This is a genomic window from Hyphomonas sp. UBA3195, assembly GCF_002366485.1.
GTDB lineage: Bacteria > Pseudomonadota > Alphaproteobacteria > Caulobacterales > Hyphomonadaceae > Hyphomonas.
In genome coordinates, this window is the sequence record NZ_DEXB01000005.1 from 52,666 (window position 1) to 64,030 (window position 11,365).

Annotated in this window: 14 protein-coding genes; 11 read left to right on the plus strand and 3 right to left on the minus strand. The window is 56.7% G+C overall.

What is annotated here, in order from left to right; translation table 11 throughout:
- The 6 genes from B2344_RS02360 to B2344_RS02385 form a co-directional block, all read left to right on the plus strand.
- The coding region (locus B2344_RS02360; RefSeq protein WP_290484592.1) for a phosphoserine transaminase at nucleotides 1-894 on the plus strand (894 nt) is incomplete at its 5' end.
- 10 nt (nucleotides 895-904) lie between these two features.
- Nucleotides 905-1,297, plus strand: coding sequence for a contact-dependent growth inhibition system immunity protein (locus B2344_RS02365; protein WP_206992084.1), 393 nt, complete (start codon nucleotides 905-907; stop codon nucleotides 1,295-1,297).
- A gap of 4 nt (nucleotides 1,298-1,301) precedes the next feature.
- Nucleotides 1,302-2,897 carry a phosphoglycerate dehydrogenase gene (serA, locus tag B2344_RS02370; protein WP_206992083.1) on the plus strand — a complete coding sequence of 532 codons (1,596 nt, stop codon included), beginning with the start codon at nucleotides 1,302-1,304 and terminating at the stop codon, nucleotides 2,895-2,897.
- 112 nt (nucleotides 2,898-3,009) lie between these two features.
- The gene (locus B2344_RS02375; RefSeq protein WP_290482782.1) at nucleotides 3,010-3,597 is read left to right on the plus strand and encodes a flavodoxin family protein; all 588 of its coding nucleotides are present in this window, start codon (nucleotides 3,010-3,012) and stop codon (nucleotides 3,595-3,597) included.
- Between the two features lie 67 nt (nucleotides 3,598-3,664).
- Complete coding sequence (locus tag B2344_RS02380; RefSeq protein ID WP_290484593.1) at nucleotides 3,665-4,246, plus strand: acyloxyacyl hydrolase; 582 nt, start codon at nucleotides 3,665-3,667, stop codon at nucleotides 4,244-4,246.
- Nucleotides 4,247-4,325: 79 nt separating this feature from the next.
- Nucleotides 4,326-5,792, plus strand: coding sequence for a flavin-containing monooxygenase (locus B2344_RS02385; RefSeq protein WP_290484594.1), 1,467 nt, complete (start codon nucleotides 4,326-4,328; stop codon nucleotides 5,790-5,792).
- Nucleotides 5,793-5,882: 90 nt separating this feature from the next.
- On the opposite strand, the gene B2344_RS02390 is transcribed toward B2344_RS02385, so the two are convergent.
- Complete coding sequence (locus B2344_RS02390; RefSeq protein ID WP_290484595.1) at nucleotides 5,883-6,773, minus strand: DUF2971 domain-containing protein; 891 nt, start codon at nucleotides 6,771-6,773, stop codon at nucleotides 5,883-5,885.
- Between the two features lie 383 nt (nucleotides 6,774-7,156).
- Here B2344_RS02390 and B2344_RS02395 point away from each other — a divergent pair, with 383 nt between their 5' ends.
- From B2344_RS02395 to B2344_RS02405, 3 genes are all read left to right on the plus strand, one after another.
- The gene (locus B2344_RS02395; RefSeq protein ID WP_290480542.1) at nucleotides 7,157-7,618 is read left to right on the plus strand and encodes a hypothetical protein; all 462 of its coding nucleotides are present in this window, start codon (nucleotides 7,157-7,159) and stop codon (nucleotides 7,616-7,618) included.
- A gap of 6 nt (nucleotides 7,619-7,624) precedes the next feature.
- Nucleotides 7,625-7,828 (plus strand): helix-turn-helix transcriptional regulator, encoded by a 204-nt coding sequence (locus tag B2344_RS02400; protein ID WP_290480543.1) that lies wholly within the window; start codon nucleotides 7,625-7,627, stop codon nucleotides 7,826-7,828.
- 355 nt (nucleotides 7,829-8,183) lie between these two features.
- On the plus strand, nucleotides 8,184-8,549 hold the full coding sequence (locus B2344_RS02405) for a hypothetical protein (protein ID WP_290480544.1): 366 nt from the start codon (nucleotides 8,184-8,186) through the stop codon (nucleotides 8,547-8,549).
- 34 nt (nucleotides 8,550-8,583) lie between these two features.
- Here the strand turns inward: B2344_RS02405 and B2344_RS02410 are convergent, their stop codons facing one another.
- On the minus strand, nucleotides 8,584-9,525 hold the full coding sequence (locus B2344_RS02410) for a hypothetical protein (protein WP_290480545.1): 942 nt from the start codon (nucleotides 9,523-9,525) through the stop codon (nucleotides 8,584-8,586).
- Entirely contained in the window at nucleotides 9,434-10,177 is a 744-nt protein-coding gene (locus tag B2344_RS02415) for a DUF7003 family protein (RefSeq protein WP_206992076.1), read from the minus strand. The genes B2344_RS02410 and B2344_RS02415 overlap by 92 nt, the downstream gene beginning before the upstream one ends.
- Nucleotides 10,178-10,500: 323 nt before the next feature.
- Here B2344_RS02415 and B2344_RS02420 point away from each other — a divergent pair, with 323 nt between their 5' ends.
- On the plus strand, nucleotides 10,501-11,121 hold the full coding sequence (locus B2344_RS02420; protein WP_290484596.1) for a hypothetical protein: 621 nt from the start codon (nucleotides 10,501-10,503) through the stop codon (nucleotides 11,119-11,121).
- A 158-nt stretch (nucleotides 11,122-11,279) separates the two neighbouring features.
- The coding region (locus B2344_RS02425; RefSeq protein WP_290484612.1) for an adenylosuccinate synthetase at nucleotides 11,280-11,365 on the plus strand (86 nt) is incomplete at its 3' end.

Below are 11,365 nucleotides of genomic sequence, written 5' to 3' on the forward strand. Positions count from 1 at the left end.
AAGCCCGTGGACGTGTTCGCCTGGGAAAGCTTCGGCCAGGACTGGGTCACCGATGCCACCAAGCAATTGAAGCTGCCTGAGTGTGAGACATACGGCGCCGACTATGGCCAGCTGCCGGATTTCTCCAAGGCGCGCGATGATGCGGACATCATCTTCACCTGGAACGGCACGACCTCTGGTGTGCGCGTGCCGAATGCAGACTGGATCAAGCCGAACCCGGACCGTGTCGTGATCTGCGACGCGACCTCTGCCGCCTTCGCGCAGGACATTGAATGGGCCAAGCTCGATGTCGTGACCTATTCCTGGCAGAAATGCCTTGGCGGGGAAGCGGCCCACGGCATGCTGATTCTGTCACCGAACGCCGTCCGCCGTCTCGAAACCTATACGCCGGATCGCGCCCTGCCGAAGCTGTTCCGCATGACCAAAGGCGGCAAGCTGAACGAGGACCTCTTCGCAGGCGCCACGATCAACACGCCAAGCATGCTGTGCGTGGAAGACTATCTTCAGGCGCTCGACTGGTGCGAAAGCCTCGGCGGCTGGACCGGCATGAAGGCCCGCTCCGACGAGAGCCTTGCGCATCTCACGGACTGGGTCGCCAAGACCGACTGGGTCGATTTCCTCTGTCCGGATGCGGATGTCCGCTCCAATACGGGCGTGACCTTCAAGATCGTTGATCCCCGCGTGGCCGGTCTCGACGAGGACGCCCAGCGCGCTTTCGTGAAGGCCATGATGAAACGGCTCGAAACCGAGAATGCCTGCTTTGACGCGGCTGGATACGCCAAGGCCCCTCCGGGACTGCGCATCTGGTGTGGCGGCTCGGTGGAACCATCCGACGTCGCCAAGCTGACGCCCTGGCTTGACTGGGCCTTCGCCCAGGAAGCTGCAACACTCTGAGGGTTACCCAATGGCAACGCTTGAAGAGCTTTCTGGCTCACGCTGGCCCGATCCCGAGTCGGATGCGACGCCGCTTGTTCGAAAGTGTGCGAAGTACGTCAAAACTGATGTATCCATGCTCACTAACGAAGGTGTTCGCTTGCTGGTCGGTCAGCGGATTCATCTGAAACATCTGCTTCCCGTGGCCCTTGGACGATTGATGTCGGACCCTTGGCTGGAAGGCGATATGTATCCCGGCGATCTTCTGAAGAACGTTGTCGGTTGCGCGGAAGAACCTGAAGCTCTGAATTTTCGAAGCCAAATTGAAGACGTCGCAAGAGTAGCTCTTGCTGCAGACATTCCCGAATTTATGCCTGACGAACTCATGTCAGGACTCCTGAAAATATTGAAAAGAGAAAATTAGACCAATGCCCAAAGTCCTTATCGGAGACAAACTCTCTCCCGCCGCCGTGGAAATCTTCCACGCGCGTGGCATCGAAACCATCACAAAGACCGGTCTGAACACGGAAGAACTGATCGCGGAAATTCCGGAATATGACGGTCTCGTCGTCCGCTCGGCCTGTAAGCCGAATGCGGACGTCATCGCCGCCGCCAAGAACCTGAAAGTCATTGGCCGCGCCGGTATCGGCGTTGACAATATCGACATCAAGGCCGCCACCGCCAAGGGCGTGGTCGTCATGAACACGCCCTTCGGCAACGCCATCACGACGGCCGAACACGCCATTGCGATGATGTTCGCCGCTGCCCGCCAGATCCCTGCCGCGAATGCCGAGACGCAAGAGGGCAAATGGCCGAAGTCTGGCTATATGGGCACGGAAGTTTCCTACAAGACACTCGGCCTGATCGGCTGTGGCAATATCGGCAGCCGTGTCGCGGAACGCGCCATCGGCCTGAAGATGAAGGTCGCTGCCTATGATCCGTTCCTGACGGACGAACGCGCCGTGGAACTGGGGGTCGAAAAGGTTGAACTCGAAGACCTCCTCACCCGCGCAGACGTCATCACGCTACACGTTCCGCTGACGGAGCAGACCAGGAATGTCCTCTCCCGCGAAGCGTTGGAGAAGACAAAGAAAGGCCTGATCCTGGTCAACTGTGCCCGCGGCGGCCTTGTCGACGAGGAAGCCGTGAAAGATCTGCTCGAAAGCGAGCATATCCAGGCCGCTGCCTTTGACGTGTTTGCGGTGGAGCCCGCCAAGGACAATGTGCTCTTCGGCACAAAGAACTTCATCGCCACGCCGCACCTTGGCGCGGCAACGGCCGAAGCGCAGGAGAATGTTGCCCTGCAGGTCGCCGAACAGATGTCGGACTATCTGCTCTCCGGCGCCGTGACCAACGCACTCAACATGCCGTCGATCACGGCCGAGGAAGCCCCCCGCATCAAGCCATTTGCGGCGCTTGCCGAAAAGCTCGGCAGTTTTGCAGGCCAGATTTCGGATTTCGGCTATGATGAAGTCGTCATCGAATATGAAGGCGAAGTCGCTGACCTGAACCGCAAGCCACTCACGGCAGCCCTGCTGGCTGGCCTGCTGCGCGCCTCGCGCGGTGATGTGAACATGGTGTCCGCCCCGGCGATCCTTGCCGACAGCGGCGTCAAGCTGACCGAGACCAAGACCGAGGACAGCCCGGTCTATGACAGCCTGATCCGCGTCAAGGTGAAGACCAAGGCAACGAAGAACGCCCCCGAGGGCGGCTGGCGCACGCTGGCCGGCACGATCATCGCCGGTCAGCCCCGCATTGTCGAAGTGAAGGGCATGGCGCTGGAAGGCGATTTCTCGCCGGTCACGCTCTACGTCAACAATCTCGACAAGCCGGGCTTCATCGGCGCGCTCGGCCAGTTGCTCGGCGAGGCCGGCATCAATATCGCCACCTTCCATCTCGGCCGCACAGCGGCTGGCGAAGAGGCGATTGCGCTGATTGGCATTGATGCGGTGCCACCCGCAGACATGATGGAGACGCTCGAGGCCTTGCCTCAGGTACGCTATGCGAAAGTGCTGACCTTCTAGTAATTCAGGCCGGCTTTCATACCGGACTTGCATAAATCCTATTCGAATGGGGCGGGCTGATCCGAGGGATCGCCCGCCCTATTTGCTCCTTTCAACACGAAAGGACATCCTCATGACCAAGATCGCTATCGTATATCACTCAGGCTATGGCCACACGGCCAAGGTTGCCGAACATGTGCGCAAGGGCGCCGCAACCACCGGCACCGAGGTCACGCTCTACAAGGCCGAAGATCTCGCCTCCCCCGACACCGGCCCTTGGGACGAGCTGGCTGCGGCCGACGCCATCATCTTTGGCGCGCCGACTTATATGGGCTCCGCCTCAGCACCAATGAAACAGTTCATGGATGCCTCGTCCAAGGCCTGGTTCACCGATGCCTGGAAAGACAAGATCGCCGCAGGCTTCACCAATTCCGGCTCTCTGGCCGGCGACAAGTCCGGCACGCTCGCCCAGTTCGCCACGCTCGCCGCGCAGCAAGGCATGATCTGGGTGAATTTCGGCATGAAGTCCGGGTTCAATGCTTCGGGCCACGATTTCTCGGAAGCGCTCAACCGCGCTGGGCATTCCAATGGACTCGCCACACAGGCCCTCACCGATCTGTCCGCCGAAGATGGGCCCGATGCGGCTGATCTGAAGACAGCGGAATTGTTCGGTGAACGTGTCGCAAATGCCACCCAACGCTGGGCGCGAGGAAAAAGCTGACGGAACGCGCTTGACGGTGCCGCATTGACTTCCATCTTTGTGTATTAACGTTAATTCGGGGTAATGTATGAACCGCGCCGCCATTTTGCTGTTTTCCGCCACAACCGTCTTCGCCGGATCCGCGCAGGCCGATATTCTGAGCGAAGCCCGGCTGGGCGTGATGCAGGAAAATATCTGCGTCACCGACTGCAACAATGCCAATAAGGAGCCCGGCCAGAACATCAGCGCCGAGCTCCTTTTCACATCTCCGGAGTTTCTGGACCTGATCTGGAGTCCCAAGCCCTATGTGATGGGCAGCCTGAGCACCAACAGCAATACAAGCTTTGGCGGCGTCGGATTGCATTGGTCCTTCCCTTTCTCGGACAAATGGTCCTTTGAACCGAGCGTGGGCTATGTGCTGCATGATGGCGAACTGAACAGCCCCTTCCCGCAGGGCAGCCCGGAAGGTGATGCGTTCACCGAAGACCATGTCCTGCTCGGGTCACGCGACCTGTTCCGCACCACGTTTGGTCTGCACTATGACATCAACGAGGCCTGGGGCGCAGAGCTGCTCTATGAACATCTCAGTCACGGCCAGATTCTCGGCAATGGCCGCAATCAGGGCCTGGACAATATCGGCGTGCGCATATCCTACAAATTCGACGGGTAAGGCTCGCGCGGCGGAACCCCTTGTGAAACGCAGGTATCGTGACACTCTTCTCCCATAAAAATAATGGGAGGATACACGCATGCCGGACAAGCATATCGTCATCATCGGCGCTGGCCTGGGCGGACTGACCGCCGCCATCAAGCTGCAGGAAGCCGGCTACGACTTCACGATTCTGGAACAGGCAGACCGGGTCGGCGGCACCTGGGCGCAAAACACCTATCCGGGATGTGCTTGCGACGTTCCCGTCGCCGCCTACCAGCTCTCCTTTGCGCAGTCGATGAACTGGACGCGCGTCTACCCGCAGCAGCCCGAAATTCAGGCCTATGCCGAGGAGATCACAGATCGTTTCCAGTTGCGCCCGAACCTCCGCCTGAACGAGGCTGCGGCAAAAGCCGTCTGGGACGAAGGCACAAAGAAATGGACCGTCACCACAGCGAAGGGCGACACGCTAGAGGCGGATGCTGTGATCGGCGCGCTGGGGCAGCTGAACCGCCCCTTCTGGCCGGACATTCCCGGCAAGGACAGCTTCAACGGACCGGTGATGCATTCTGCCGAATGGGACCATTCGGTTGACCTGGAAGGCAAGCGGATCGGCATTGTGGGCTCGGCCGCCAGCGCCGTGCAGATCATTCCCGAAGTCGCGAAAACCTGTGCCCAGGTCGGCGTGTTCCAGCGCTCGCCCAATTGGGTGATCCCGCGCAATGACCGCTTCATTGCGCCGGAGGAAATGGCGCTGATGTTCACCATCCCGGACAAGGCGATGGAATTCGCGGAAATGAACCGCAAGCTGATCTATGAGAATGCCGACTATTTCTTCTGGCAGGCTTTCGAATGGACACCTGAAGGCCGGGCCCATTTCACGCGGCTGGCGACTGATCACCTTCAGGAACAGGTCCCTGATGAAGAGATGCGCAAGAAGCTGACGCCGGACTATCCGGTCGGCTGCCGCCGTATTCTGATTTCAGACGACTATCTCACCACGCTGATGGAACCGAATGTCGACCTTGTCACCGATCACATCGCGGAGATCGTGCCGGAGGGCATCAAGACGGTAGACGGCCAGGTGCATGAATACGACGTGATCGCCTTTGCAACAGGGTTCGAAACGACGGGCTGGCGCTGGTCTGTCGACGTGATCGGCCGCAATGGCGTGACGATCGCAGATCAGTGGGACGACGGCCCGGAAGCCTATCTCGGCATCACCGTGAACGGGTTCCCGAACCTCTTTGTCCTCTACGGCCCGAACACCAATCTCGGCCACAACTCCATCACCTTCATGCTGGAGCGTCAGGTCGAATACACGATTCTGGCCCTGCAAGCGCTGGAAGAGAAAGGCGCCGCCGCCCTCGTACCGACCGAAGCGGCCCAGCAGGCCTTCAACAAGGATCTGCAGGAACAGCTCTCGAAAACCGTCTGGGCCGATCCGGCCTGCAACAGCTGGTACAAGACCGGCTCCGGCAAGATCACCCAGAACTGGGGTGGCCACACCCGCGCCTATGCCGACGCCGTCGCCGAGGTGAAGCTGGAGGATTATGAGCTGGTGTGAGGGGCTCGAGGGTGACTTGGAACCTCAGGCGAACCAATGCTCGGGAGACCGGTTCATCCCGATTGCAGACATAACAAACACGACTTTCGTCTAAAACTCCACGAAAGGTGCGGAAGAGATCTTTGTCGGCAAGTTCTTGATGCCGCTTCTGATGATCAACTCATCCAATGCTTGTTTAGCGCGTTCGGGATGGGCAGAAGGACCGATAATGATCTCTGCTGGCGTCGGAACCGGAACTCGAACGTAGGGGATTAGATTGTTACGACCTGGTCGCACCGAGAACTGATAATCCGTGCCTTCTCGATCCTGATTTCTGTGTTCGAACGTTATGAGCCGCATCTCGCGCTCGTACGCAAAAGATGGGTGTTTGTAGAAGGAGCGAGCACACCACACTATATTGGAATAGAGATAGCTCGCCGCCTCGAGAGTGAGACCTTCCGCTACGACGAACTCCTTTATCCTTCCAATGCTGTCGGCGAGTGATTTCCGCTGGACCTCGGGATCATAGCAGCAAGGAAAAAAGTGGGTCATTGTCGGGGAAGCCATTGCGGTTTCCGCAATTGCAGAGTGTTTCCAACCAATGGCGTACCCATTGAACCCCGCATACATTCGCCATTGGGCTAGACTGTCCCCGTCTTGAGAAAAACACGCTGCATACTCCGGTATCTCGATCTGTACGGGTGATTGGTCCGTCAGCGGCAAAAGAAATGGACCGAGCCCCTCATTTTCCTGAATCATTTGCTCAATAAACCGATCTGCAAACCGCCTTTCGGTGTGGTCATTCATAAAGCGAAGATCGGACGCGAATATGCGGGCCGATTTTAGAATCCCGAGCAGAGCCTCTTGACCCGAATAGTGATAGATAATCTCAGACGACGGCTCAGTTGATGCCTCGAGAAGAGACTTCATGAACCGCTCACTCTCCCCTTGCAAGAATACCTGCGCGCGTTCTGGTTGCTTCAAATCGGTTTCGTCGGTCACTGTCAGCGACTCCTGTTCCGGGTGGGCATTCCTCTATCAGATTCTTGAGCCAACGACATCACTGTTGCCGGAGCCAACGTCCGCTCTTGCGCCCGTTCCTGCCGCTCGTTGCATCGAAGGCGTCCGGCAATTTCTCGCCAAGAGTGGTCATCGCGTAAGAATCGCTGAGTGGCCGACTTGGGGCGAGTTTAAGCCGCTCAGCTCAGGTCTATTCTCGGCGTCGGCGCAGCGGTCTATTTTAGCGTTTGAAAATCCATCTACACAGTTTGTTTCAGCACTGCATGCAAAGCACACTTGTCATTTCAGTTTGGGCATGCCAAGTAAGCTTTGCATATCTCAGTCGCTTCAGAGCCTCTGCAGGCGACGCAATAAAGGAACGCACAATGTCTTGGCTCAATAAACCCTATTCAATGCTCGCGCTCACCACGATCATGATCGGTCTACCGGTCATGTTCATTGCCGCAATTCCCTGGCTGAAACAGCAACCCGAATCCGTCGTCTACTTGTGCGCAGGCATTGCCGCGACGGGGACCGTGGTTGCGAGCTTCGTGCTTGCGATCCAGAAGCATCAGAAATTCGACGAGTGGCACCGCAGCGCCGCCCGTTTCTCGAGCCAATGGGGCTGGCTCGCGGGCGCTGGGACCATCGCAATTTTGCTCTCTTTTCCTGCCTTGCAGAATGCGATTGTTGCTGTTTCTGGAAGTCTCGGGGACGTAGCCGCCCCGGATAGAAAACTCGTCTTGATGGCCTTCACTGGCGGCTTCATGAGCGTGGTGCTTGCGCAAATGGTCTGCACGCTCTTGCTCAGTGCAGGATGGCGATACTGGATGTCGCGATCTGAGTAACAGCCAATGAAGAACCGAATGAAATCGCTGCGCCGCGAACGGGGTTGGAGCCAATCAGAGCTCGCAGCGAGGGTTGGCGTGTCTCGCAATTCGATCATATCGATCGAGAACGGTCGTTTTGATCCTTCTTTGCCGCTCGCCTTCGAGCTGGCCGCTGCCTTCGAAATGAGGATAGAAGACGTATTTCAACCTGCATCGAAAACGGATTGAGCAACACGGCCTTGGTCCGCTCCTCCGCCAGAAAAGACATCGCCAGCGTCCTTCTTGGGGCGACTTAAGCCACTCACGTCGACCCTCGCCGATGTCCAAAAAGGGCCAAAAGCTGCCCTCGATCCCGGCTAAGACCGACTAACGCGCGATCAGCTATCTAGAATTTCCCCTGAATTTTTTTCTAATCCCGCCAGATTTCTGAGGGGCAAGAAATCGCCAGAAGCGGTCAGAAATTCTCGATACTCGAATGGCAAAATAACTCAAAACCAGCCATTTAGACAGCTTTGGGGCAGGAAGGGACGTTAGAGATTTTCCCGTCTATTGGTGTTTTCGTAATTCCAACACAGGTAAACTTATGAGCGACCAGGATTTTGCGAGTTACTGGAAGGTTGATGGTGGTATCAAAGGACAAAATGGTCCCTTGATTGAACTACGTTATGATAGAGGTGACGACCACGCACGCGCGAACCTCCAACAACTGGAAATTCTGATCGAAGAACTCAAAGAGCTGGAGATTGATGAAGTTTTGTCATCACCAGAGCTCATCTCTCAGATATGGCAGATGCCGAGATGGATTATGGGTCATCAGTTTAGGTGGGAAAAAAGAGGCTACAGCGACGAGCTGTTGAACCGTCTGACAAGAATCCGCCAGGGCATCGATGCAGAACTTTTTCGGATTTTCAATAGTCGGTTTCGTCCGGTTTGGCCGACAATGGACTAAAGCAGGATTGATCCCTTCGACGCCGGGAGCTGCCCTACCGCTTGCGGGCTTCAGACAAGATAATTTCTTTAAGGTGGCTCATCGGTATCAATCGCTCGCGATCAGATGAATCTACATTTACACGCAACTCAACGGCGTTGATTTTCTCGATCATGCCGGCCTCTCCCAACTCATTGTCTAGCGCTGTGATTAGAGCGTCTCTCTTCTCCGCGGCGTTCGAAATCTCGTGAATGTCGGAATGCAGAATTAGGTCGAACATGCCATCATCAAATTTATGGACCTCGAATAGCCAACCATTCGCATTGATGCTCACCCTATCAGGTCCCCATTGAAACTGACGGCTCCATCGTTTCGGTGGTCGAAAAGGCAAAATCATCCAAGTCGATGGAGCGTCCATCTCGAGAAGTTGTTCGCGATTTCTCTTACCGGTCTCAGTAACCTTGGACCCTGACAGCGCCAGAAAGTGCTTGGAACCATTCGTATCAAACGGTCCAATTTCCCATTTGGGAATGTCCAAAATCAGCAAATGCTCTCCCAGTAGCTGAAACAGCCTGCGGTCTCGCCTAATGCTGCGAAGTTCTTCTTCGTGCTGCAGGAACCAATCCCAAAAGTGTTCGGCTGTCGGCATTCGCACTGCTCGTTGTTCTAAGTGGTAATCAAGTAGCGACATTTTTCTATAAATGCCAACGTCCGTTCTGACGCCAAGAGCAGTCATCGGTTTTTGATCGCCGAAAGGCGGGTTAGGGCCAAAAGCCGCCGGATGGTGCTGAGATTCTAATGTCTGGCTTTGCGCCCTTTTCGGAATCTGCGAGCGGCCGTTGTGGGGCGAGAATAGGACTCTCTCCGATGATCGCCTGTGAGCTCTCAAAGTGCTTTCGGGCGCTTTAGAGAAGGCCACCTTCTGGCCAATTACGCCAATTTGTATTTCCGGCTTCGCCGATTGAAAACTTGTTGGGGTCTCCAGTTTGAACGACATTGGCGAGTTTACTGAACGTGGCAACCTCACTTGGTTTTTGCCCGTTGGCTAAATCTGGGTGCTGCCAATCATCGAGAGTAATCAAATGCGGCAGTGAATTAGGGAGATTTGTTTTCCGCTCCGTTTGCGAGGCAAGTAACAGCTCTCGGTGTTGTTCGGCGAGCAGTCTGCATAGTTCGTGAACAGCTGGCCGATCAAACTCCAAGCGGATGCCGGCCGCCTCATACTCTGGGTTTGACGGAAGCGGAATAGATTTGCCTCGAATTATAACCTCACCCGATAACGCGACTAGCTCTGGATTTTCTTCGTCGATCCAGTCGTCGTTCTCTATGGGAAAGAAACTTCTGAATTCGTAATTTTGATTGTGTTTAAGGTAGTTGTTGTAAGCCTCATCGCTAGCATAGTTGGATCGAGGGTTTCTGTTCTCAACTGACGAGGCAATTGTCTGCACACTCAGGTCAGGTTGACCAGCTCTGGGTGAAAACCCAAAGATCTCGAAAACGAATGCCCAGTCTCGATCGTTGCAAAAAACCGATAAGCGCGATGCGGCCAGATATAAGTTTCCATTGTCGAGCATTGGGAACTGAAAGTTGTCCGCCGCGTCATCGAGCAGTCTCAGAACTTTTCGTTTCTTCTTTTTGTTCCCGAACATGCGATCTCCGCTTCGATCCGAACGCAGAATAGATCCATCATCACAAAAAGCAAAATGCTTACATGTGCTTCAATGAAGATTGCGAGCGGCCATTTTAGGGCGACTTAAGTCATTGGTTTCTGTAGCGCGATCGATGACGAAGGGTCAAAATTGATCTGATCAAGCGCGAATCCTTACGTCTGGAAATGCGCCCAAAGCAGAAGATACGAACAAAGCCTCCACCTCATGAAATTAGCGAGGATTTGTCCTCTCCTATCGCCCCCGCTCACGAGGATAAGCGTCCCCCAATTCGTCTGACGCACATCGCCCTCACACTTGGGCCCATGAGTGTTGACCGGTCTTTCCTCAGCATGGGGCTGGAAGTTGCGGAGCGCGCGCTGACCGATCTGGTCGCGCGTGACAATCTGCATTTGCGGCCTGAAAAGATGCCGCGCACGCGCCGGGGCAAGGCAAATGGCCGATTGAAACAAATTGAACAGATCGTCCGGCGGCTGCTCACCCTCATGGCGCTCAGCCTGCACATCGTGTTCGCGCCGCCGCGCAAGCGCGCGCAGGCCCCCGGCCTGCCGGAGGGCGTCGAGCTGGTCACCTTCCCCGCTGTGGCAGACCCCTGTTTCGCGCTGCTGCCCCGTGCGGGCGGCCCATTTCCGTCTGGACCGGTTATGGACACTTTCGGGACCTCTTATGGACCACAAGGACCGGTCCCGACCGCAAGACTGCTCGCGCGCATCCGGGCGATCCGCCGCGTCCTGAAATCCCCGGACAGCGCCGCCAAGCGCCTTGCCCACTCCCTCCAGCGCCTCAAGGCCAGCGGCGAACCAAGGCCCATGGCGGGGCATGCGCACAGCGCGTTCCGGCTGTCCCCGGAACTCGGGGCGCTTTCCACGGCGCTGCCGGGCCTCCTCACTGCCTCGCTTGAGGCGACATGGGAGGAGTCCGGCTGAGCCCGCGCCACACCCAGACCGATTGCCGGAGCGCAGGCCGCGTGTCCGGATAGGGGCGCATCCGCGCCTGCCTGCGACAAAGGGATTTCATTCCCCCCTCTTGCAATTGGTGGCCAAATCCTGCCCATGTCGCCGCGGACTTTGCAGGAGCAGGAATCATGGCCGGAGTAGTGGTTGTCGGGGCCCAATGGGGCGACGAAGGCAAGGGCAAGATCGTCGACTGGCTGTCCAGCCGCGCCGATGT

Coding starts and splice junctions, on each gene's coding strand:
- B2344_RS02365 (WP_206992084.1), top strand. CDS start 905: ATGGCAACGCTTGAAGAGCTTTCTGGCTCACGCTGGCCCGATCCCGAG.
- serA (WP_206992083.1), top strand. CDS start 1,302: ATGCCCAAAGTCCTTATCGGAGACAAACTCTCTCCCGCCGCCGTGGAA.
- B2344_RS02375 (WP_290482782.1), top strand. CDS start 3,010: ATGACCAAGATCGCTATCGTATATCACTCAGGCTATGGCCACACGGCC.
- B2344_RS02380 (WP_290484593.1), top strand. CDS start 3,665: ATGAACCGCGCCGCCATTTTGCTGTTTTCCGCCACAACCGTCTTCGCC.
- B2344_RS02385 (WP_290484594.1), top strand. CDS start 4,326: ATGCCGGACAAGCATATCGTCATCATCGGCGCTGGCCTGGGCGGACTG.
- B2344_RS02395 (WP_290480542.1), top strand. CDS start 7,157: ATGTCTTGGCTCAATAAACCCTATTCAATGCTCGCGCTCACCACGATC.
- B2344_RS02400 (WP_290480543.1), top strand. CDS start 7,625: ATGAAGAACCGAATGAAATCGCTGCGCCGCGAACGGGGTTGGAGCCAA.
- B2344_RS02405 (WP_290480544.1), top strand. CDS start 8,184: ATGAGCGACCAGGATTTTGCGAGTTACTGGAAGGTTGATGGTGGTATC.
- B2344_RS02410 (WP_290480545.1), bottom strand. CDS start 9,525: ATGTCGTTCAAACTGGAGACCCCAACAAGTTTTCAATCGGCGAAGCCG.
- B2344_RS02415 (WP_206992076.1), bottom strand. CDS start 10,177: ATGTTCGGGAACAAAAAGAAGAAACGAAAAGTTCTGAGACTGCTCGAT.
- B2344_RS02420 (WP_290484596.1), top strand. CDS start 10,501: ATGAGTGTTGACCGGTCTTTCCTCAGCATGGGGCTGGAAGTTGCGGAG.